The 2267-nt window shown below is 63.3% G+C and carries 1 pseudogene; it reads right to left on the reverse strand.

From position 1 onward, the window contains the following. A pseudogene (locus H8A95_RS42620) lies at positions 1–2146 on the reverse strand (hypothetical protein); the annotation flags it as partial. Positions 2147–2267 lie beyond the last annotated feature (121 nt).

Consider the following 2267-nt stretch of genomic DNA (forward strand, 5'->3'; position numbering starts at 1 on the left):
GGACGTTTTCTATACCGCCGTTCGAAATGAAGACGTTGCTGGTGACGGTGCCGCCAAGGTTCAGCGTGCCACCCGACAGGGTGATGTCGTGCGCCGTCGCGCCGGCGGAAACATTCAAGGCACCGCCGCTGAAGACCACCTCAACGGCCGCATTACCGCCGGAGAGAATATTCTGGATACCGCCGCTTGAAACACCGGCGCCAACGGTGACGCCACCCGCGGAAACCGTCTGGTTGCCACCCGACAGGATCGTGGCGCCGGAATCGACGCCACCACTGAAGACGGCCTCGAATCCGCCAGACAGGATAGTGCCCGTCGCGCTGCCGCCGGCTGAACCCGGACTACCGCCTGCGCCGAGTTGGAAGTAGCCGCCGCTCAGCACCGTCGTGCTGGCCGCCGCGCCGCCGCTCAGCACGGTCATGCCGCCGGAGTTGGAGATCGTCGTTGCGGATACTGCACCGCCCGAGGTGACTTGCGCGCCGCCGTTGCCGGCAATCGTGGTGGACACCGCGAGGCCACCGGAGTTTACATCGAGCTGACCGCCCGACACGGTCGTGTTGCTTGCGGTTCCGCCGGCCGAACCACCCTGCCCCTGGAACGGCTGGTAGCCGAGTTGCATGACGCCGGCATTGCCAACGATGGTGCCCAGGGCCGTGCCGCCCGCGAACACGCTCTCCGTCCCATTCGCGGTGACGGTGATGGCGGAGGTTGAGCCGCCCGACAGAACGTCGAGGATCAGGCCAGTACCTACCGAATAGCCGCTCACGACAGCGCCAGGCCCCACCTCAAGGTTGGTGCCGCTACCGAAAGTGGTGTTGGAAAGCTGCGAAACGGACGCTCCGCTGACCAGTTCTACGGCGCCGAAATTGGTGACCGAAACGCCGCTGAGGGATCCGCCTGAGAACAGCTTCAGCAGACCACCATTGACAATCGTGGCGTTTGCCGATCCGCCGGAAAGGACATCGAGCTCACCGCCGCCGGAAACATTGGTACCGTTCGCGGCACCTCCGGACGAAACGGTTTCCAGGCCGCGGTCGTGGATATTGATGTTACTGGTCGTGCTTCCCGCGAGATTGAATTGGCCTCCGGCATTCACATTGATGTCATGCGCGGAGGCGCCGGCTTGCAAATTCAGCGCACCGTTGCTGTCGACAGCAACGTGGTTGACGGAGGCACCCGCGGATGCATTCACTGTGCCGACGACATTGACCGTTGGCAGGCCGGCCGAATCCGATGATCCGTTGATGGCACCACCGCCGGAAACGTTCAATGTGGCGCCGCCCGCAATGAACACGGAGCTGGTCACCGTACCCAGAAGACTGAGCGTTGCTCCGTTCGAGATAGTGAAATCGTGAACGGTGGCGCCGGCTGCGATGCCGGCCGCGGCCCCGGACGACAAGGTGAAGAACTCGGACAGGCCTCCGGAGAGGACATTGAGCGAGCCTCCCGACACCGTAAAGGACTGCGCATTGCCGCCAGAAAGCACGTTCAGCGTGCCGCCCGACACATCGAAGCTCTGCGCGTTGCCTCCGGAAGCAACATTCTCCGTGCCACCGGAGAAGACCTCCGAGTTGCTGGTCTGAGAACCCGCGAGATTAAGGATGCCGCCACTGCTGACGCCGAAGTCGTGGATCGTCGCGCCAAAGTCGGCGGTGACAAGGCCGCCACTCCTGACCGTGAAGTAGGACAGCTGACCGCCCGAGGTCACGCTGACCGTGCCACCCGACACAATCGTCTCGTCGCTACCGGGAGTGCCCGTCTCGATGCCGCCGGAAGCGATCACAACGAGGCCGCTCGAAAAGACCTCGACGTGGCTTGTCACCGTTCCGGCAACGTTCAGCGTGCCGCCCGACGACACGGTGAGGAACGACGCCGCACCGCCCGAGGAAACGTTGAGCATGCCGCCTGCGTACACTGTGGCCGAGACGCTGAGACCGCCGCTGGAGATATTCTGGCTGCCGCTGGAGATAATCGCGGCGCCGCTGTCGACACTACCGCTCGAAATCACCTCGTCGCCGCCGCTCAATTGCGTGCCAACGGCGCTGGCGCCGGTCTCAATGATCAGCGTGCCGCCATTCAGGACGGTATCGCCGGATTCAGTGCCAGAAGACACAGTAACGGTCACGCCGCTGGAAATCGTCTGCATGGCTCTGCCTCCAGGCCAGAATGAAATTCATTTGCCCGTTTCGGGCATCGATTGCCTGTCGGCGTCGACGTCCTTTACGCGCTACATTTTGCCGCCGACCGGAAATCCCGGTATGCGCTGA

Origin of the sequence: Bradyrhizobium oropedii, assembly GCF_020889685.1 — a bacterium.
GTDB lineage: Bacteria > Pseudomonadota > Alphaproteobacteria > Rhizobiales > Xanthobacteraceae > Bradyrhizobium > Bradyrhizobium oropedii.